This is a genomic window from Novosphingobium sp. PhB57, assembly GCF_004342985.1.
In the GTDB taxonomy this organism is placed as follows: Bacteria; Pseudomonadota; Alphaproteobacteria; order Sphingomonadales; family Sphingomonadaceae; genus Novosphingobium.
Map to the genome: position 1 here is coordinate 564,788 of NZ_SMBO01000003.1, position 18,722 is coordinate 583,509.

Consider the following 18,722-nt stretch of genomic DNA (forward strand, 5'->3'; position numbering starts at 1 on the left):
GAGTTTGGTAATATCGATAACGTGACGGACTTCGTGCGGACATATCGGGGAACTCCGTGGCGCAAAATCCAGCCTATAATTCCGCTTTGTCGGGCAATCCGCAGTCCGCCACCGCGCGGACCTATCCCAACGGCAACCCGGCGCTGGGCTACAACCCGCCCGGTGCGCGCCATACCGACAGCGCAGTGCCGCTTCACCGCAAGACGGCCGTGGTCCATGACTACGCCTGCGACGGTCCGGCACCGGGCAATCTGGCATTTCGCTGGACTTACGGCTCCAACGTCGCGGCCCGGAACCGCGATCCGCGCGTGCAGGTGGTGCAGTACAACGAGGACACGTTCGTGCTGCGACAGAACGTCTGCGTCCATTGGGAAGCGCCGTTCACTTACCTCCTGTTCGGCAATGCCGGCGCGCTGCTGATCGATACCGGCGCCACCGCGAACGCGCAGGCCTATCCCTTGCGCGAGACGGTGGATGCCATCCTTGCTCGCTGGTGCCAGGCCCGCGGACGCAAGTCCGTGCCCCTGACGGTAGCGCTCACCTCGGGAGAGGATGCCGCACAGAACCAGGGACTGGTCCAGTTCGCCGGGCGGCCGGACACGACGATCGTGCCCAAGCCGCTTGCCCTCATGAAGCGCTTCTACGGTCTCGACGCAAGCTGGCCTTCCGGATCGGGCCGGATCGATCTGGGCGGCCGCGTCATCGGCGTCATCCCGACGCCGGGCACGCACCGGGACGGGGTCAGTTTCCACGACCCTTACTGCGATTTCCTGTTCACCGGCGACCTGCTGTTCCCCGGCAAGATCAACATCGGCAACGACCGCGATTTCGTCGCCTCGCTGGAGCGGCTGCGGGACTTCGTGCGGCAACAGCCGGTCAAGTGGCTGCTGGGCGGCCACGTCGAGATGATGTTCGTGCCGGGCAAATACTATCCCCGCTTCGCGACCTACAAACCCTATGAGCGGGTGCTGGAAATGACCCCGGACCTGATCGACGAGGCGCTCGCCCACGCGCGCGAGATCCAGGGCAAGGACATGATGCTGATCCGGCCGGACTTCGTCCTGTTCAACGGCGTCAGCCCCGACCAGAAGACCAAGGTCTGGCCCGAGGGCGTGCCCGACATCAACCCGCCGCGCCCCTTCTGACGCCAAGGACCCTCTCCATGGATCGCCGCACTTTCCTTTCGCGCAATGCCGCTGTCGCCGCCGTCCCGCTGACGGGGCTGTCCCTGGCCGCCCTCTCCGACACGGCGGCCGCCGCCGCGCGGCCGGCGCCCATCGATTTCACGAGCGACCTTCCTGCCGCCGGCAGTTTCCCCAAGCGCTGGATCTGCGGTTCGCCGTCCTGCATGGACAATACCGACCCGCCCGTTCAGGTCCATTGGTACAATCCGCATGCGGCCATCCTGCGGCAGAACAAGGCCTACAGCTACGAGGCGCCGTTCGCTCCGCTCTACTTCGGCAACGACCGTGTGCTCCTGCTCGACGAAGGCTTCGTGCAGCTTCGCAACGACTGGGACCTGCGCGGCGTGGTGGACCAGTGCATCGACGACTGGTGCCGCCGCAACGGACGCGATCCCGCCTCGCTGGAACTGCTCGTCGCGTTCAGCCACCTCCACGCCGACCACTACGCCGCGACCAACCAGTTCGCGGACCGGCCGAACACCCGGTACATGGGCCTTACGCACGAGGAAATGGTCGGCTTCTGGGGCATGACCCGGTTTCCCGAGGAGCGCGTGACCCTGGACCTCGGCGGCCGCGAGATCCTGATCTGGGGCTCGCCCGGCCATGTCGTGTCCGAGTTCACGTATTACGACAGCTACACGCAGATCCTCTATACCGGCGACATGTTCTATCGCGGCCGATGCTACATCAGCTTCTGGCAGCCCTGGTTCGACAGCATGAAACGGCTGATCGATTTCTGCGACACCCATCCGGTCGCGCACGTCATGGGATGCCATGTCGAGATCAGCAAGGACGGGCAGGACTATCCCTATGGCCTGACCTACCAGCCGGACGAGGCCCCCGTGGAGATGACCGTGCAGCAATTGCGCGAAGCCTATGCCCATGCCCAGAAGATCACCGAGCCCGGGATTTATTTTACCGGCACCGTGTTCCTCTGCAACCAGACGCGCGGGACGACCACCATCGACCGCAATCCCTATCGCTACGATTGAACCTTCCGCGGCGAATCGACATCCCGATTTCGCAGCGGAAGCACCGCTCCGACGATTGCGGCGATATGCGCCAGTGTTACCTCGCCGCCGAAAAACGGCATTAATCCTGCGTTTCCAGGCCGACTGTACCAAAACAAGTCAAACCGACATTAATACGCTTGACGAGAAACGTAATATCCATACCGTGTATCAAGTCGCCAGGCAGAGCGATGAAAATCCGGGAGAGAGAATCTGTAACAGCAGGCTGGTCCACTGGCCTGGATGGGGGGTTTTCGATGGAACAACTGCCAATCTCCTGCACGGTTCTCTCGGACAACGAGCGATCGGCCGACGCCGACCGGACCGCAGACACCACGAAGCAGTGGTTGTTCAACCTGGTGCCGCCGGCCTATCTCGTGGTGATCGCGGCGTTCTGGGCCTTCGCGCCCAAGGCGGTGATCGAAAACTCGTGGACGCTGATCGTCACCTCCTCCCTGATCACGCTCAGCGTGCTGGGGCTGGAATGGGTGAAGGAGCGCCACGCCGGCTGGCGCATGAACCGGCGCGAGTTCTTTACCGACCTGTTCTACGTGGTGCTGGGCGCGACTGCCATTTCCTGGGTTTCGACCCATCTGGCGGAAGATCCGCTGAAGGCGCTGAAGCAGTCGCTGGGCATCACCACCGAATGGGCCGCGCATTTGCCCTTCCTGGTGCAGGTTGCCCTGGTGATCGTGGTGATCGAGTTCGGGCAGTACTGGATGCACCGCCTGATGCACAATTTCACGCCTTTCTGGCTGACCCATGCACCGCATCACCATATCACCCAGCTCAACGCCGCGAAGGGCTACGTCGGCAACCCCATCGAACTGTTCCTGATCGGCCTGAGCGTGCTGGCCCTGTTCGACCTGTCGGCCGCCGCCGTGTTCTGCGGGCTGAACATCCTGGGCGCGGTCTCCACGTTCGCCCATGCCAATGTGCGCGCGGATCCGCCGAAGTTCTATTCGCTCTTCTTCACGACGATCCGGCACCACAGCCTGCATCACTCGACCGATTACGAGAGCACGCGCTGCAACTACGCCAATTCGCTGATCCTGCTGGACCGCCTGTTCGGCACTTACCGCGAGGGCGAGGCCAGCGTCGTCGGACAGGACGACCTCCGTCGCCTGTCGATCCGGGAACAGTTCGTTTTCCCCTTCCGCCCCCTGCTCGACCGTGCCCAGGCGCGCCGAGCGGAAGCGAAGCGCGGCAATTCGGTGCGGGCGACCGGCTGATCCTCCGGGATCGAACCGGCCGCAGTGAAACGCCGCACTGAAACGAAGACCCTCGACCCGCCGAAAGGCGATGTCGGGAACCAGAGACGCGCAGGCGCGACATCCACGAAGATGGCCGGCCCGTCATGCCAATAAAAGCGGTACCCGAGACCTTCGGCGCAGGCAGGCCGGAGCCCGGGGAACCTCAGCCAAGGACAGGGAAGCACATGACACATCGCGCGAAATTGAGGGCAGCGCTGCTGACCGCAACATTCTTCACGGGCGCCGCCGGTGCCACGCAGGCCATGGCACAGGACGCCCAGGACGCACCCGCCGCGGCCATCCAGGAAGGTGACGCCATCGTCGTCACCGGAACGCGCCGCGCCACGACGATCATGGATACGCCGATCAACATCTCCGCAATCGGCGCCGAAGAACTCTCGCGCCAGCGGATCGACGACGTGCGCGACCTGGCGGACTTCACCCCCGGCCTGACGATCTCGGATACCGGCCCGGGCTCGACCGGCTCCATCGTCCTGCGCGGCCTCAACGCCTCGGATGTCGATTCCAACGGTGCCAACTACGACGATTCCCTCGGCATCTACCTGGGCGAAGTGCCGCTCTTCTACGATTTCAAGCTGCTCGACATCGCGCGCGTGGAAACCCTGCTCGGCCCGCAAGGCACGCTCTACGGCCTTGGCACGCTGGCCGGCGCCATTCGCTATATTCCCAACCGCCCGAACGTGGAGGAATTCGAAGGCGAGGTTCACGGCCGCCTCACCACGAAAAGCCACTCCGACAACTTCGGCTACCAGCTGGACGGGATGATCAACATTCCGCTGGTGCGCGACCATGTCGCCTTCCGTTCGGCCACCGGATACTACTACGATCCGGGCTTCATCGACTATCCGCTGCTGCTGCAGACGCCCGGCGTTTCCCTACCCCAGCCCGGCGGCACGGACGGTGTCACCCGTGAAGAGTTCGCCGCCAATCTGCGCCGCAGCAAGGACCTGAACTTCGAGCGGACCTTCACCACCCGCAACCAGTTGCTGATCCAGACCACCGAAGACCTCAAGGCGATCTTCACTTACGCCTTCCAGCGCACCCGTACGGACGGCGCCCAGTCCAACAGCAACGGCGTGCTGGGCACCGGCAAGTATCAGAACGCCGCCCGCTACGAGGAGCCGGTCAACCGCCGCGCCCACCTTGCCAGCATGGAAATCAACGCGAACATCGCCGATATCGTCGATCTCGTCTCCACCACCGCCTATACCAACGTGCGCACCCGCAGCCAGACCGACAATACCGACCTGCTGCTGGATCTCGACTACGACTACGAACTGTTCCCCGCTTTCTCCAGCTGGAACGAAAGCGACGGCCGCCGCAAGCAGTTCAACCAGGAGATTCGACTGGTCTCGCGCCATGGCGGCCCGTTCAACTGGGTTCTGGGCGGCTTCTACAACCAGCAGAAGTACCATAACGACTATGCTGAGCACACGCCTGGCCTGTCCGACTTCTACGGCGTCACCGGTAATCCCGACGATCTCGAATATGTCAGCTACACCAAGTCGAAGGTGACCGAAAAGGCGGTCTTCGGCGAAGGCACCTTCAAGATCACGCCGGAATGGCAGATCACCGGCGGCGCTCGCTACTTCAAGTACAGTTCCGACGTGCAGGGCGCGCTGGTGCTGCCTCTGCTGGGCGACCCGCTCAGCCCCTACGATGTCGATCCCGCCGGCGGCAAGGCCAAGAAGGACGGCTGGGTGTGGAAGCTCAACACCTCGTACAACTTCACGCCTGACTTCATGGTCTACGGCACGTACAGCAAGGGCTATCGCATCGGCGGCCCGAACCGCGTGGCGCCATGCCCCGATCCGGTTCCGGCCAACCAGCAGAACGCCTGCGCCCTGCCGAACGAAGTCCAGTACGGACCCGACAAGACGCGCAATGCGGAAATCGGCGTGCGCATGCAACTGTTCGACCGTAAACTGTCCTTCAACTTCGATGTCTTCCACATCAAGTGGGACGGCATCCAGGTCGACTCCGCCACGTATTACGGCGTGACCGGAATCACCGTCAATGGCGGTTCGGCCAAGTCGCAGGGCTTCGAAACCTCGTTCCAGTTCAAGCCGGTACCGCAGCTGGCGATCCAGGGCAGCTATTCCTACACCGATGCGAAGCTGACCGAGGACGTGCCGGGGATCATCACCATCCGCACGACACCGAACGACTACGACGGGCGGCCGAAATTCACGCAGCTCGACGCGCTTTCGGGCGACCGGCTTCCCGGCTCGGCCAAGAACGCCGGCAGCCTGGGTGCGACTTACACCGTCCCGATGGGCGAAGGCAGCATCAGCGCCAACTGGACGGCGACCTACCGTGGCAACGTCGTCTCGCGCATCGGCTGGGACCGCGGCTACGGGGACAAGATCCCCAGCTACGTCCTGCACCGCGCGACCTTGTCCTACGAGACGGACAAGTACACCGTCAGCCTCTTCGCGAACAATATCTTCGACAAGTACGCAGTCGTCTCTGTGGGTCAGGACCGTTCGCGCATCGGCGTCAACGACGGTGTCGCCGTGCGCTACTATCGCCAGACCGTGGTCAACCCGCGCACGGTCGGCGTGGAAGCACGGATCAAGTACTGAGAAACGTCGGATAGCAGGGGGAATGGGGTACCGCGCGGTGCCCCATTCCCCCTGCGCCGATCATCGCAGGCGCCGCCGCCTTCCGAGGCGGCGGCGCTTGTCCTTTTCGGGAGGCTAGACCTCGATGCCCTGGGTGCGCAGCCAGTCGCGCGCGGGGGCCAGCGCCGCCTCGTAGGCGCGCCACTTGCCCATCCCGTCCCGGTTCATCGGCCGGCGGACCTGCGCCGCGCTGGGGGTGGCGACGGCCGAGCGGTTCTCGTGAAAGGACAGGCACGCCGCGTCCCAATCCAGGCCGCAATGCTCCAGCAGCCTGCGCGTTTCCCCTTCCTGGTCCGTGACCAGCGCTTCGTAGGACAGTTGCAGCACGCGGCCGGGCCAGATTTCCTCCCACAGCGCAAGCAGCCGGTCGAACCGCGCATAGTAGCGCGCCGTATCCATGAGATCGTAGGAATAGGCGTAGTAGGCCGACTGGCTGGCGAAGAGGTTCTTGAAGTTGCTCCACACCGTGTCCAGCGGATGACGGCGCAGGCAGACCACTCTCGCTTCCGGCAGGGCTCGCAGGATATGGCCGATGTAGAGGAAATTCGCGGGCAGCTTGTCCGTGAAGCGCGGCTTCTCACCGGTGCGGTGAACTTTGGCGCGCGCCAGATAGGCCGCGCCAAGCGCTGCGGGTTCGATCCGGCCGCTGGCCGCGACGGTCTCGGGGTCGATGACCTGCCGCGAAGGCGCGCCGGGCAGATGTGGCAGCGCCAGTTGCTTGACCGCCAGCGGCATGGCCTGAAGTTCGCCCGCAGCCTCCACGGCCGGATGAGAAGACAGGATGCGATCCACCAGCGTCGTGCCGGTGCGCGGCATGCCCACCACGAATATCGGCGCTTCGCTGCCATCCCCCGCGCCGCGCGCCAGTTCGGCGGGCTTTCCCCCGAACTGAGCCTCGATCGCGTCGAAGATGGCTGCGTCCTGCGCGAAGTCGTAGCGGAGCGCGCGTTTCTGCGCGGCATTGGCCGCAGACAAGTGCGCCAGCGAGGCGGCACTCTCGCCGAGGTCCTCCAGTTCGCGGGACAGCGCGTAACGGATGCGCAGCGCATCTTCCGGCCGCGGGACCGAGGCCAGCGCCGCCTCCAGCCGCGGGACATGGTGGCTCTGCACCGACTGCCGCGACAGGATCGCCAGGGCATAATGCGCGCGGCCATGCCCCGGATCGCGCGCCAGGATCGCCTCGTAGTGGTCCCGCGCCGCTTCGACCTTGCCGGTAAAGCCGCAGGCAGCAGCCAGGTTGTAACGGTAGTCGAGGTTTTCGGGCTCGCCATCCACCGCCGCGCTGAAAGGCGCCAGCGATCCCGCATGGTCGCCAAGCCGCGCCAGGACGCAGCCGATGGTATCGAAGGTGAGCGGATCGCCCGGCCCCGCCGCCATGGCGCCACGCGCTGCCGCGCCCGCCTCTCCCTCGCGCCGGACGAGAACGAGCAATCTGGCGAGCTGCGCCAGATGCTCTGCCTGCCCGCCCCGCGCGGCAGCGGCCTCGATCAGGGGAATGGCCTTGGCCACATGGCCGGCTTCCGCCGCCGCCAAGCCCAGCAGGAAGTAACCCTCGGCCCGAAGCGGATCGGCCGCGACCAGTTGCTGCGCCGCTGCGGCAGCCTGCGACAGATCGCCCTGCGCGAGCGCGGCACGCGCCTGTCGCTCAAGCATCGCGGGCGAAACGGCCGTCAGCAAGACAGGAAATCACCCATCGCTATCGTCATGCTTTGCAGAACCATGAGGGAGAGAAACCATATGCGCCCGCACAAGTCCATCTCATCCGGCGCGGCCGATGCCCGGGCCTTGCGACCGGCTACGATCCCAGCAACTTCTTTTTGAACAGGGATCGGACGAGCCTGTCCTCCAGAATGCGCCCCACGACATATAGCGACGCGAAGATGCCGGCGAAGACATAACCGGGCGTGGGCGAGTGCTTCTTGTCCTTTTCCTTGGGCTTCTTCGGATCCTTCTTTTCGGGAGCGGGGGCGCCCAGCGCCTTGTCGATGAAGTTCATCGGCAGCGCCGCGTCATCCCTGGCCGATTTCGCGCTCTTGCTTTCGGTCTCCGCGGCGGGCTTTTCGAACTTGCCCAGAACGACGGTCAGCTGGGCAAACGCCAGGAAAAGCAGAGGCGCCAGAAAGCAGAACAGCAGGGCACGGCTGGTCAGGTGGTAATGGAGCACCGATCCGGCCAGCCCCTTCTCGATCCGCAGCACGCCGCCGTCGAACACGGACATCTTGTCCTGGGCGGCCTGGTCCTTCTTCTGGAAGACCAGCCGGTCGCTGTTGCGCTCGTGGCTGGTGCCGGTCTGGCGGAAAAGCGGACGAAGCCTGTCAAAGGCATCGTCGCCGGACTGGTCGGGCGCGAGAGCCAGGCTTCCCCGGACATGCCAGATCCAGTCGATGAAACGCAGGTTCATGTGATCTCCTTGTGGAGAGCCCCGCCCTGCCGCTTCGCGCGGCAGGGCTGAAGCCGGGCCGCGAACGACCGCTTCGGGCAAGGCATGGCGGAGCGAAGAGGCCGACGGTACAGGCAGGCGCTCACTCGGGCGCTCACTCGGCCGGTACCGCCTCGGGACGGGCGACGCGCTCCTTCAGCGTTTTCCAGCCCTCGGTGAAGGGATAGGTCATCTGCTCGCGGATCGACATGCGGCGGCCGCCTTCCATGCCGAGCAACTCCGCCTCGCCATCGACGCAAGTGCCGAAGATGCGGTCGATGAAGATGAAGGTATTGGAATAATTGCTGCGGCTGGCCTCGAAGTCCTGCGAATGGTGCAGGCTGTGATGCTCGGTGGTGTTGAACAGGAAGCGCCACCAGCGCGGGCTGTTGAAGCGCACGTTGATATGCTGGTACGTCCCGATCGCCATGCCGAAAGCCCCGGCCAGCAGCGCGGCGCGCGGCAGGAAATCGAAGAAACCGCCGATACCCAGGCCGATCAGGAACAGCTCGGTCGGGTTGCCCACGGCGCCCTTGTTGATGTTCAGCTGGGTTATATAGTGGTGCACCGAGTGCGACAGCCACAAGGGGTACCAGTTGTGCATCCCGCGATGCATCCAGTATTGCCCGAAGTCGAAGATGAAGGCGATCAGGAAAGCCTGCAGCAGCAGCGGCATGCCGAGGAACCAGGTGAACTTGTCCGAGTGGAAGAAGTGCTGGATGCCCTCGATCATCGCGCCATCGCCGATGTAGCCATCGACCATGCGGAGCGCGGTATAGCCTAATCCGACGTAGAAAAGGTCGGTCACCAGTTCCTTCCAGGTGAGGTTCCAGCTTTCGTGGCGGGGGAATTTCCATTCCATCGCCAGCAGCAGCACCTTGAAGCCGATGCCGATGCCGATCGCGGTCGATGCCTTGGCGATGGAATTGGGAGCATAGTACCAGAACAGGATCAGCGCGAAGAGCACTGTGGGCTGGAACCAGGTGAAAACGAACTGCTTGACCGGACCGCCCTCGACCCGGGGAATGTTTTCCCAGCCCACCGTGACCGGTGCCTGAGTGCCTATCAGCCTTTTACCTACGCGAACTCCGTCCATGCGCCTGCCCTCGTATTATTCTTCCACCCGTCTTAGTAATACTAATTGAAATCATAGTAATACGGAGTCGTGCTCGCGTCTACAGCATATCGTCGCTAATCGTGCCGGGACCTGCGGGTTTTGGATCGACTGCCACATTCCTGCAGGAAAGCCATGCTCTGCGCGCCGCGCCTTGGCAGCCTCCCCGCTCCCAATGCAGACGCTGGCGCGATTCGCCGAGAAGGCTTGATTTCCCTGCCCCTGGAGTGGCACATAAGGGCATGCTTCCAGAAACCCGCGCGATGATCGCCGCAGCAGCTTACGCCTTTGTCGCCGGCAAGAAAGTCGCCGGAGTGTTCGATCATTCGGCCAAGCGCGATCTGCAGATCGCCGCAGAGAGCCGGGGCACCCAGTTGCAGGGCTTCGATGGCGACCGCGCGGTGAAGTTCGGCGGCACCCTTCCCGAGATCTATGACACCGGCGCAGAAGCCTTCGTTTCCATGGAGATCGACGGTGCCAAGGTCCGCGGCCACGACCGCGGCGCCGACCACGCCTATTCCGCCCAGGTCACCGACCATTTCGTCCAGCTGTACGATTACGGCGAAAGCGCATGGTTCACTTTCGACATTCGGGGCGCCGAACCGGGCTACGGCTATCATCGCGGTGCCGAGGCCAGCAGCTGATAGCGCCGCGTTCGGGGCGGCTGCCACGCCCCTTGCCGCCGGACTGCGGCTTTTTGCGAACTGGGCATATCCAACGGCCCCGTTGATGTGTATGCGCCGTGATGATCCGGCGCCGATCGATGGGACCTCGCCGCGTCACGCCGCCGCGCGGCTGCCGCCCGGCGTTTCAGCACCGCCCGCAGCTTTGCGGACATCGACAGGAAAGCCCCTTCGCTGCTCATGGATGCGCCCCTCCCTTCGCTGGCAGACCTCGGCTGGAGGCCGTTCTTCAGCAACCAGCTCTCCGATGACGAACGGCGCGATACCTTGCCGGTACGGATCATGGCCGTCTATCGCGGCCTCGTCACCGTCGTCGGCGCCGAGTTCGAGGGGCTGATATCGTCGCGCCTGCCTGCTTCCCGGGGACCGGAGGACCGCCCTGCCGTGGGCGACTGGATGCTCGTCGGGCGGGAAAAGCACGAAGCGCAGCGCCTGCTGGACCGTGAAAACCTGTTCAAGCGCCCCGCGCCCGGCAACGACCGCCGGGTCCAGCTGATTGCCGCCAATGTCGATACGCTGTTCATCGTCACTTCGTGCAACCAGGATTTCAGCGTGCCGCGGCTGGAGCGCTATCTGGTGCTGGCCCGCGAGGTGGGCGTCACGCCCGTGCTCGTGCTCACCAAGATCGACCTGACGGATCGGCTCGACCATTTCCGCAAGGCCGCGCTGGGGCTTCAGGCCGACCTCGAGATTGAAACCGTCAACGCCCGCGACCCTGAGAGCGTTGCCCATCTCTCTCTTCGCTGCGGCCCCGGGCAGACGGTGGCGCTGATGGGCTCTTCCGGCGTCGGCAAGTCCACCCTGGTCAACAGCCTGCGCGGGTCCGACAGCATCGCCACCCAGGCCGTGCGCGAGCATGACGGCAAGGGCCGCCACACCACGACCGTGCGCGAAATGCACCGGCTGACGGGCGGCGGCTGGCTACTCGACACCCCGGGCATGCGCGAATTCAAGCTGGCCGAGGCCGCCACCGGCCTTGCCGAAGTGTTCGACGACATCACGATTCTCGCCAGCGAATGCCGCTTTTCCAATTGCGGGCATCACAAGGAGCCGGGCTGCGCGATACAGGCAGCGCTCGCCGCAGGCACGCTGGAGCCCGAGCGGTTGGAACGCTGGCGCAAGCTCTCCGCCGAAGACATCAACAACACCGCTGGCGTGCCCGAACGGCGTGGCCGCAGCGACAGGAGATAAACACCGTGGCTGACCTCTATCTCAAAGCTCTGGAGTCCGAACGCAGGAGCCTTTGGGCCGAATGCCGCCTGAAAGGCCTTCCGAAGGGCTCGCCCGAGCGGCTGCGGATCGACGAACTGGACAAGCTCCTGGCCGAACACAAGGCCCGCAAGGCCTGAAGACTTCGCCGGAGGATGCCCGCATGGGCATCGGACGGCGGCACTGCGAACTTCAAGCGCGCGCTCACGCCTGGATGCTGTCGCCAGCACCAGGCAAAGCGCGCAAGTCGCAGCCTAGTTCACGACGTGGATCTGTGCTGCCGGGGTGGTAATGAGTTCCACCGGATCTTCCGGGCGGCGGCTGTCGGCCGAAGCCATGATGGCGTCGTGCTCGGCAAAGACCCGCTCGATTTCTGCCCGCTTGTCGAAAATCATGCGGGCCACGCCGGCCGTCATGCCGCCTTCGTCTCCCACGCGCCCCAGAACGCCGGCCAGGTCTTCCAGCGTGGCCTTTTCCGCCGAGCCGTGAAGACCCCCCTTTGAATCACGATACGCAATGCATTCGTTTGCCACTACCGAGTCTCCTCAACGTAACCAAGAATGCGCGCCTCGTGGAAGGGTTTCAATTGGGCTATCGGAGTAGGGGTAATTTGGTCTTGCGCATGAGGGAAAGCCGCAACGCGCAGACGGACCGGACGAGGAAATACCCTCGCCCGGCCCCTATTGCTAAAGTGGCTGAAGCCTTTTCATCCCACTGACGATCAAGCCCCGAAGCCGCCGTCGATGGTCTGCATGGAGCCGGTGATCATCGCCCCGTGCGGGCCGGCGACGAAGGCCGCGAGTTCGGCGATCTCGCTCGCATGGGCATGGCGCTTGATCGCCATGAAGCTATGCATGGTGGCTGCCATGGGTCCTTCGGCCGGGTTCATTTCGCTGTCGGTCGGGCCGGGCTGGATGCTGTTGACGGTGATGCCCCTGTCGCCGAAATCGCGTGCCAGGCCGCGCACCATGCCCTGCATGGCCGCCTTGGTCAGGGCATAGGCCGCCCCGCCCGCGAAAGGCATGCGGTCTGCATTGACCGATCCGATGACGATGATGCGGCCATCGGCGTTCATCCGGCGTCCCGCTTCCACGGCGGCGTGATAGGGCGCGCGAACATTGATGTCGATCATGCGGTCGACCGCGTCGGCATCGAGTTCCAGCGGATCGCCCAGCACCAGCGTGCCGGCATTGACGACCAGCACGTCCAGTGCGCCGCGTCCGGCCACGGTAGCGATCACTTCGCCGCGATCGGCGCTGTCGGCGCGGATCGCCACGGCGCCGGTTTCCGCTGCCAGGGCCTCGGCCGCTTCGCGCGAACCGGCGTAAGTGAAGGCGACATCGCCGCCACCGGCGGTGAACCGGCGGACGATCGCGGCGCCGATTCCGCGGCTGCCGCCGAGGATCAGGACGTTCTTGCCAGTGAATTCGTTCATGACCTTGTCTCCATTCTCGTGGTTGTCTCTCAGGTTCTGGAACCAGATCCTGCCGGTGGGCCGCCTCCCCGGGAAGATCCCGGCAAGGTGGTTCGGCCCGCCCTCTGGACTTGTAGATGCCTTGCGGGCATCGTTCGAACTAGCCGGCAAATGCCGGAACTGGACGACGGGATTTCCGAACAATGATGAAGTTCGACGGGATCGTGGCTTTCCTCACCACGGCCGACGCAGGATCCATCAGCGCGGCATCGCGGCGGCTTGGCCTGGCCAAGTCCGTGGTGAGCGAGCGGCTGGCCGAACTGGAGCGCTCGCTGGGCGCGACGCTCCTCCAACGTTCGACGCGCAAACTCTCCCTGACCAGCAGCGGCCAGACCTTCCTGCCCCGCGCCCGGCGAATCCTGCGCGAGGCGGAGGAAGCCGCCGCGGAACTGGCGGCCCGCAGCGGCAGACTGTCCGGCCCGCTCCGGCTTTCCGCCCCGGTCGGCTTCGGCATCCTGCATCTGGGTCCCGCACTCGCGCGATTTCTTGGCGAATATCCCGATATCGAGGTGTCGTTGGAGCTTGATGACGGCTTCGTCGATGCGGCGAGCGACGGCTTCGATGCCGTGTTGCGGCACGGTGCGGTGGGCGATGGCCGCCTGATCGCCCGCCGCCTGGCCGCCAGCCGGCGCCTGCTGGTCGCCTCCCCCGCATATCTCGAGCGGGAGGGCCGGCCCGCCTCGCTGGCGGAACTGGAGCGCCACCGCGGCATCCTCTATTCGAACAGGTCAGGCGACTGGCGCTTCGCCACGGAGACGGGATGGTCCGTGATCCGCCCGAATGCAGGGCTCCGCGTCAATAACGGACTGGTCATGCGCGATGCCGCCGCAGCGGGCCTCGGCATCGCCCTGCTGCCCAGCTTCTTCGTGCACGACGCCGTCCGCAGCGGAACCCTGGAAGAGATCGACATCGGGCTTCAGGCCGAGGGCGCGGAATTGTTCCTTGCCTATCCCCGCGACCACGGCGCCGCCCCCAAGATCCGCGCCCTGGCCGAAAGCCTGCGCCGCAGCTTCGGCGATCCACCCTACTGGGAATCGTGACCGCGCCGCCCTGCGCGGGCGATCCTTTCAGGGGATCCAGCGGTATCGCGGTCTTGCGGTGACTTCCGGGACGGGCGCGGAAAGATTCGCGCCGTGCCCTGGATCCTTGACGCTCTCGGGATCGACGAAGCCGTAGAACACCCCGCTGGAGGCTGAACCGCCGCGCTGCTCGACATCGCCAAGGTTCTGCGCCGTTCCCGAAAGAACGATGCCCTTCTCGTACTCCCCTATGCCCAGCATCGCGGTGGCGGCGCGGGCCTTGTCCTTCAGCACGGTGTCGCCGCGCAGCACCGTGATGCCCGAAACCACCGCCTCGTCCCTTACTTGCGCCTTGTCGAGCACGACGGCGTGATCCTCGATCCGCGCCTTGCCGGAAACGGTGCCGGAAACCACGCGGGCATACGGGCCGACATAAGCGCCCGGCGCCACCGTGGCGGCGGGGCCGACCCAGCCGCCGCCGTTCGCGTGCCGGTGGCCGCCCGGGATCGGCTCCGGCGCGCCGGCCTGCCAGCGGTCGGGCATCGCGCCCTCGAACTGGACCATCCAGGGATAGCGATAGATCGCGTAATAGGGCTGGTCCCAGCGGATCTTCTGCATCCGCGAAGGGGTAGCCATGACGACGAGGTAGAGGCCGGTGTCGCCCGCCTGAACAGCCATCGCAGCCGCGCCCTTTGCGCCGCTCTGCAAGGGGGAGTACCGGCTCTTGCCGTCCGCCCCCACCGCGACGACACCCCAGCGCCAGTCGGATGCGGGCGGCGGGATCGTTTCCGGCTCGTCCGCCAGCCCCGGCAGCGCGTTTGTCGCGCTGGCTTGCTGGACGATACCCCGGAACGTCACGGTCACCCGCGCGCTGCCGGGATCGGGATGCAGCCTGACCACATTGTAGCCCCAGCGCTGCGGCGCCCACATGTCCGGCACGGCGAAGCGGCGGCGGCGCAGGTCCACCGGATCGAGCACTGTCGCGGAGAGAATGCCGGCGTCGGTCGTCTGCTCGTAAGTCCCGTAATTCCGGCGAAAAACCGCGCCCTGGTCGCTGCCATCGGGGTTGGTGTAATCCCAATTGGCGTTCCGCAGCGCCCAGTTCCCGAACACGTCGTTAAGCTGCGCCTGCGTCCAGTTCCGGCTCGCCTGGAGGACGGAGAAGGGATCGGCAGTGAGACGCGCGGGGTCGTCCTTGCCGGGGGCGGTCCGCCAGATCGCGTTGACCGCCTCGAAGCCATATGTGTCCTTGAGGTATTCGAAGAACTGCCAATTGCAATAACGGCTGCGGGTGGAGCCGTAATAGAGGTGCGGATATTGCTTGAGCAGCACCGAGCAATGCGTGTTTTCGCGGAATTCGGGCAGTTGCACCGTCATCCAGTTGGCATGGCTCTCGAACATCCAGCCGGTGTAGGGCGAATCCATCAGGCGGCCGGTGGCGGCCTGAAGCGCATGCGTCAGTTCATGGGCAAGACCGAAGCGGTCCTTGAGGGCACCCGGATCGATCCACATGCCCATGTGGCCCAGCTCATCGGCGCCGCCGGTAAGGCCGTAACCCACGCCGATATAGGCGTTGACCTTGAACTTGCCCGCAGAGTCGCAATGCGGCTCGGGAAATTTCAGAGTGCCGAGGAAATAGTCCCAGACATATTCCAGATGCTTCGCGGCAGCCCTGGCCACTTCGGGGTCGACCGTGCCCGCCTTCCAGTGAAGCGCGAAATGCGGGCTTTCCATCTGGAGCGGCAGCGCGGAATTCGCCGCGTCCGAAGGATCGGTGGCGGCCACCTTCCAGTCCCCGGCCACGCAGGCCGCACTCGGTGTGGAGCCGGTGACCGGGGAGGCAAGCACCGGCGCTGGCGGGAAGGCCCCTCCCGAAAGAAGAACAGCCAGCACCGAAGCCTGAAGCAGGACTTTCATCGTCAGCGCGGGCTTAGCGTGACGGTGGTTTCCGCATCGCCCAGCGCGATCGCAAAGCCGCCGCGATCGGCGGTTCCGGTGTCCGCGGCGTAAGTCTTGCCGCCAGCCGTGGTCGTCTCGAACAGGAGACGCGCGCGCGGGGCGATCGCCGTGGCCGGATCGAGCTTCAGCACGACCTTGCCGGTCTTCGCGTCATAATCGGCGCTCTTGATGCGGCCCGATTCCAGTGTGATCCAGAGGCCTGCCGGGGCGATGAAGAGGCGGCGGCGGGCTCCGTCCTTCGGTTCGACATGAACCCGGGCGCCCTTAGCCGTCAGTTCGCCGCCGAAGCCCAGCCAGCCGAACTGCGGATCGTCGACCATGTAAGTCGCCGAGGTGATGGCGTGGCCGTAGAAGCCCATGCCGTAGTCGCCGGTGATGGCGTCCCACTTCATCATGTCGGGCCAGGAGTGGAAGGCGGCCGAGCCGAAGCCCTGCTGGTCGATATTGGTCACGCCGCCCATCATGCCGCCGTAGGCGACGCGCAGGAGGTGCAGGTCAGTGGGATTCTGGCGATAGGCGTCGAACAGCGGCACTGCGTTCAGCGCGGAACCGTAGTGGTGGATCTGACGCTCGATGCGCGAGACCTTGCCGCCATAGAGGAAGTCCCAGTAGCGGCGGGCATTGCCGTTGTAGCCCCAGCTCGGAATGGTCGGATCGTAGGCGAGGATGACCTCGCGCGTTTCGTCCGCCTGGGGCTGATAGCCGAAATAGCGCATCCAAGCGTAGACTTCGGGCTGGCCGGTGGAATCCCAGGCCATCTCGCTGCCGAACGGGAACTTGAGCGTGCGCCAGTGGTCGGCGCGGCCCTTCATCAGGCCCTCCATTTCCGTGGCTTCGGCACTCAGGCCCTCGCGCTTGAGATCCTTGAGGATGTCGATGAAGACATCGCCCTCCATCTGCCCGAACTGCGCATAGTACGGTGCATCGCGCATCATCGCCACGGACGTGCGGTAGGCCCACTCCAGGTAGAACTTCCAATCGTGCTGCTTGACCAGGCCCTGGTTGTCACGCGCAAGGCGGTAGAGCACCCAGTGGCCGATGGCGACATGCGGATAGTTGTAGGAGCGGCCGAGATCGTCCGAATCCTTCTTCGACCATGCCGTCCAGCTCTTCCAGTCGATCTTGGGATCGTAGTAGTTCGGGAACTCGACCGGATCGTAGTAGAAGATGCTCTTCTTCACCGCGCCCGCCTGCGGGCCATCCTCGACCTGCAGGGTGCCGAGCACGGTCTCGTTGACGAGGCGCTCCAGCTTGGCGACTTCCTCGGCATTGGGATTGTCGAGCTGCTTCATCATCGCGGCAACCCACGAACCGGCACCGCCCTCGTCACTCATTCCGGACACCCAGACGCGGCCATCCTGCGTGAGGATCCTGTTGTCCTCGCGGTCGTAGGAAAGGATCGCAGGGCTGCGGTGGAAGGGATCGCCCTTGCCCTCGAACCATTGGTCGGTGGTGGTGAAGTGGCCGATGTCCGCCATCACCTGTTCAAGCGGCTTGGTGATGTAGTAGCTGACCGTCTGCTTCTGGCCATCGGCATAAGTCACGGTCAGCCGCGCTTGGCCCCAGCCGGAAGCCTTGACCTGATAGCGGGACCATCCCCCCCCGTTCTTGTAGGTGCCGCTCTTCCCGGCGATCGCGGTGAGCGCGCCTTCGGGGAACGATTCGATCTTCGCCACTTTGCTCGGCGTCTTGAGGAACAGGCTGGCGGTCTGGTCGGTCGGCACGACATAGCCGGGAATGCCCACCGCGACCGGGCGCTTGTTCGCCACCAGCGTGTCCTCGATCTTGCGGATATCGGGGGCAGTCACGAAGCGGAGGCCGATCGTGCGGCTTTCACCCGGAGCAAGCGTGATGCTGGTCGGCGCGTTCCACTGCTGGCCGGCCTTGGCCCATTCCTTCTCGGCGAAGCCCTTGCTGGCCACCGTCCAGTCGTAGAACCCTTCCGAGACCTGGCTGCGCTGGCTCTTGTCAGTGAAGATGTCGCCATTCCTGGCGGCGCGCGCCTCGATGATCGGGCGATAGGCTTCGAGCGGGGTGCCCTTCTCGGGCAGCACCAGCAGCGCCGGTCCCTGTCCGTTGAGGCGCGTGACCTGAAGATAGCCTGCGTCTCGGCCTATGTAGGGATCGACGAAGCTCGCCTCGGCATGGGCCTGGTCCAGATCGCGGTCGAGGATGATGTTGTCGAACACCATCGGCATGCCCAGGCCGCCGATCTCGACCGCGGCGCTGCTGGTGTTGACCAGGGTGAAGCGCATGGCGAGCACGCCCGCCTCGTTCACCCAGCGGCGCTCGACGCGCAGCGGCATTGCCCCGCCATTTCCGGAGGTGCCCATCGACGCGGTGATGTCGGCGGCGGCAAGCACGTCCTTGCCGCCCGGCAGCGCCGCGATCTGCTGGCGCGCATGGGCGGAAGAATAGTCCTGCCACTCGGAACCCGCCGTCTTGAGGCGGATGTGGATGTCGCCGATGTGGACGTAGCCGTCGCTTGCACGTTCGGCCTCGCGGCCGGCCGGCACGAAGTCGAAGGCGGTGTCACCCTTGGGCGAGAGATGGGCCAGCGTCTGGGTATCCGCACGCAAGGCGAGATCGAAGGTTGCCGTCTCCATCTCGGTCTTGCGGATCGGGGGGAATACCTTCTTCGGCTTCGGCGCCTCGCCCTCCTCCGCATGAGCGATGCTCGTGGGCAACGCCGCCGGCAGAGTGCCGAGCACCAGGGCAATGAGCGGAAGGGGCTTCAGGAGACGCTTCATTTC

Annotated in this window: 15 protein-coding genes; 8 read left to right on the plus strand and 7 right to left on the minus strand. The window is 64.9% G+C overall.

The window, feature by feature from the left end:
* Positions 1-56 precede the first annotated feature (56 nt).
* From EDF58_RS13165 to EDF58_RS13180, 4 genes are all read left to right on the plus strand, one after another.
* Positions 57-1,145 (plus strand): MBL fold metallo-hydrolase, encoded by a 1,089-nt coding sequence (locus EDF58_RS13165; RefSeq protein ID WP_132266075.1) that lies wholly within the window; start codon positions 57-59, stop codon positions 1,143-1,145.
* A gap of 17 nt (positions 1,146-1,162) precedes the next feature.
* Positions 1,163-2,176: an MBL fold metallo-hydrolase gene (locus EDF58_RS13170; RefSeq protein ID WP_132266077.1), complete on the plus strand. Its 1,014-nt coding sequence runs from the start codon at positions 1,163-1,165 to the stop codon at positions 2,174-2,176.
* Positions 2,177-2,451: 275 nt separating this feature from the next.
* Positions 2,452-3,426 (plus strand): sterol desaturase family protein, encoded by a 975-nt coding sequence (locus EDF58_RS13175; protein ID WP_132266079.1) that lies wholly within the window; start codon positions 2,452-2,454, stop codon positions 3,424-3,426.
* Between the two features lie 206 nt (positions 3,427-3,632).
* Positions 3,633-6,053, plus strand: coding sequence for a TonB-dependent receptor (locus tag EDF58_RS13180; RefSeq protein WP_132266080.1), 2,421 nt, complete (start codon positions 3,633-3,635; stop codon positions 6,051-6,053).
* Positions 6,054-6,167: 114 nt separating this feature from the next.
* On the opposite strand, the gene EDF58_RS13185 is transcribed toward EDF58_RS13180, so the two are convergent.
* The 3 genes from EDF58_RS13185 to EDF58_RS13195 form a co-directional block, all read right to left on the minus strand.
* Positions 6,168-7,769 carry a sulfotransferase gene (locus EDF58_RS13185; RefSeq protein WP_347812891.1) on the minus strand — a complete coding sequence of 534 codons (1,602 nt, stop codon included), beginning with the start codon at positions 7,767-7,769 and terminating at the stop codon, positions 6,168-6,170.
* Positions 7,770-7,887: 118 nt separating this feature from the next.
* Entirely contained in the window at positions 7,888-8,493 is a 606-nt protein-coding gene (locus tag EDF58_RS13190; RefSeq protein ID WP_132266082.1) for a hypothetical protein, read from the minus strand.
* A gap of 133 nt (positions 8,494-8,626) precedes the next feature.
* Positions 8,627-9,607: a sterol desaturase family protein gene (locus EDF58_RS13195; RefSeq protein ID WP_132266083.1), complete on the minus strand. Its 981-nt coding sequence runs from the start codon at positions 9,605-9,607 to the stop codon at positions 8,627-8,629.
* Between the two features lie 260 nt (positions 9,608-9,867).
* Between EDF58_RS13195 and EDF58_RS13200 the strand changes: the two genes are divergently transcribed.
* The 3 genes from EDF58_RS13200 to EDF58_RS25865 all read left to right on the plus strand — a co-directional run bounded on the left by EDF58_RS13200 (position 9,868) and on the right by EDF58_RS25865 (position 11,657).
* Complete coding sequence (locus EDF58_RS13200) at positions 9,868-10,269, plus strand: hypothetical protein (RefSeq protein ID WP_132266085.1); 402 nt, start codon at positions 9,868-9,870, stop codon at positions 10,267-10,269.
* A 219-nt stretch (positions 10,270-10,488) separates the two neighbouring features.
* Positions 10,489-11,499, plus strand: coding sequence for a ribosome small subunit-dependent GTPase A (rsgA, locus tag EDF58_RS13205; protein ID WP_132266087.1), 1,011 nt, complete (start codon positions 10,489-10,491; stop codon positions 11,497-11,499).
* A gap of 5 nt (positions 11,500-11,504) precedes the next feature.
* Complete coding sequence (locus EDF58_RS25865) at positions 11,505-11,657, plus strand: hypothetical protein (protein WP_165921400.1); 153 nt, start codon at positions 11,505-11,507, stop codon at positions 11,655-11,657.
* Between the two features lie 114 nt (positions 11,658-11,771).
* On the opposite strand, the gene EDF58_RS13210 is transcribed toward EDF58_RS25865, so the two are convergent.
* Positions 11,772-12,050, minus strand: a complete 279-nt coding sequence (locus EDF58_RS13210) for a hypothetical protein (RefSeq protein ID WP_243654233.1) — start codon at positions 12,048-12,050, stop codon at positions 11,772-11,774.
* 188 nt (positions 12,051-12,238) lie between these two features.
* Complete coding sequence (bdcA, locus tag EDF58_RS13215) at positions 12,239-12,952, minus strand: SDR family oxidoreductase (RefSeq protein WP_132266089.1); 714 nt, start codon at positions 12,950-12,952, stop codon at positions 12,239-12,241.
* A gap of 182 nt (positions 12,953-13,134) precedes the next feature.
* Here bdcA and EDF58_RS13220 point away from each other — a divergent pair, with 182 nt between their 5' ends.
* The gene (locus EDF58_RS13220; RefSeq protein ID WP_132266091.1) at positions 13,135-14,031 is read left to right on the plus strand and encodes a LysR family transcriptional regulator; all 897 of its coding nucleotides are present in this window, start codon (positions 13,135-13,137) and stop codon (positions 14,029-14,031) included.
* A gap of 27 nt (positions 14,032-14,058) precedes the next feature.
* Here EDF58_RS13220 and EDF58_RS13225 read toward each other — a convergent pair whose 3' ends face one another.
* Together EDF58_RS13225 and EDF58_RS13230 are read right to left on the minus strand one after the other, a co-directional pair.
* The gene (locus EDF58_RS13225; RefSeq protein WP_207912955.1) at positions 14,059-15,927 is read right to left on the minus strand and encodes an Svx/AvrXca family virulence/avirulence protein; all 1,869 of its coding nucleotides are present in this window, start codon (positions 15,925-15,927) and stop codon (positions 14,059-14,061) included.
* A gap of 2 nt (positions 15,928-15,929) precedes the next feature.
* Positions 15,930-18,719, minus strand: coding sequence for a DUF5695 domain-containing protein (locus EDF58_RS13230; protein ID WP_132266093.1), 2,790 nt, complete (start codon positions 18,717-18,719; stop codon positions 15,930-15,932).
* Positions 18,720-18,722: the final 3 nt, after the last annotated feature.

Coding starts and splice junctions, on each gene's coding strand:
- EDF58_RS13170 (WP_132266077.1), top strand. CDS start 1,163: ATGGATCGCCGCACTTTCCTTTCGCGCAATGCCGCTGTCGCCGCCGTC.
- EDF58_RS13175 (WP_132266079.1), top strand. CDS start 2,452: ATGGAACAACTGCCAATCTCCTGCACGGTTCTCTCGGACAACGAGCGA.
- EDF58_RS13180 (WP_132266080.1), top strand. CDS start 3,633: ATGACACATCGCGCGAAATTGAGGGCAGCGCTGCTGACCGCAACATTC.
- EDF58_RS13190 (WP_132266082.1), bottom strand. CDS start 8,493: ATGAACCTGCGTTTCATCGACTGGATCTGGCATGTCCGGGGAAGCCTG.
- EDF58_RS13195 (WP_132266083.1), bottom strand. CDS start 9,607: ATGGACGGAGTTCGCGTAGGTAAAAGGCTGATAGGCACTCAGGCACCG.
- EDF58_RS13200 (WP_132266085.1), top strand. CDS start 9,868: ATGCTTCCAGAAACCCGCGCGATGATCGCCGCAGCAGCTTACGCCTTT.
- rsgA (WP_132266087.1), top strand. CDS start 10,489: ATGGATGCGCCCCTCCCTTCGCTGGCAGACCTCGGCTGGAGGCCGTTC.
- bdcA (WP_132266089.1), bottom strand. CDS start 12,952: ATGAACGAATTCACTGGCAAGAACGTCCTGATCCTCGGCGGCAGCCGC.
- EDF58_RS13220 (WP_132266091.1), top strand. CDS start 13,135: ATGATGAAGTTCGACGGGATCGTGGCTTTCCTCACCACGGCCGACGCA.
- EDF58_RS13225 (WP_207912955.1), bottom strand. CDS start 15,927: ATGAAAGTCCTGCTTCAGGCTTCGGTGCTGGCTGTTCTTCTTTCGGGA.
- EDF58_RS13230 (WP_132266093.1), bottom strand. CDS start 18,719: ATGAAGCGTCTCCTGAAGCCCCTTCCGCTCATTGCCCTGGTGCTCGGC.